Below are 524 nucleotides of genomic sequence, written 5' to 3'. Positions count from 1 at the left end.
TGCACCGGGCTGTCCCAATGCTTTTCGATCAGGGCATCCACCGAAAACCAAGGGCCGTGCACGCTACTTGCTGGTGATCGAACAGTGTCTTCTCCCGCCCGTACAGCGTGCGCAGCGAAGCCACATCAGGGGTGGCAATGCCAAGTTCCTCGCTCAAGTGGCGCCACAGGGCGACGGGAACCACCCGAAAGGCATACAGCAGGCGGCCACTCATGCGCAAAAACCCGATATGCAGCGCCAGACCGAGCTTGTGGGCGTCACCCCGGCGCGCATTGATTGCCTCGCGCTCTGCACCATCGAAGGTGAAAAACGCCTTCATCTCGAAGTCACTGATATCGCGGGGCAGCTCACGCATCCCCAAAAACGTCGTTTGCCAGTCCTGCATCGTGAACCCCATTAGTGGGAGGCCACGATACCCGTTTGAGAAGTGAACAGGAAAGCCAACAGAATCAACGATCTACCAACACCACCCCCGCGCCAGTGCTGGGTTTGCGTACCGCCAGTTATTGCACTGAAAACGAGGG

General features: G+C 58.6%; 1 pseudogene. It reads right to left on the bottom strand.

The annotated features are described in order from the left end of the window. Positions 1–34 precede the first annotated feature (34 nt). A pseudogene (locus BFE01S_RS36810) lies at positions 35–385 on the bottom strand (DUF4158 domain-containing protein); the annotation flags it as partial. Positions 386–524: the final 139 nt, after the last annotated feature.

The organism is Paraburkholderia ferrariae NBRC 106233 (assembly GCF_000685035.1).
In the GTDB taxonomy this organism is placed as follows: Bacteria; Pseudomonadota; Gammaproteobacteria; order Burkholderiales; family Burkholderiaceae; genus Paraburkholderia; species Paraburkholderia ferrariae.
This window is presented reverse-complemented; position numbering and strand designations above follow the sequence as displayed.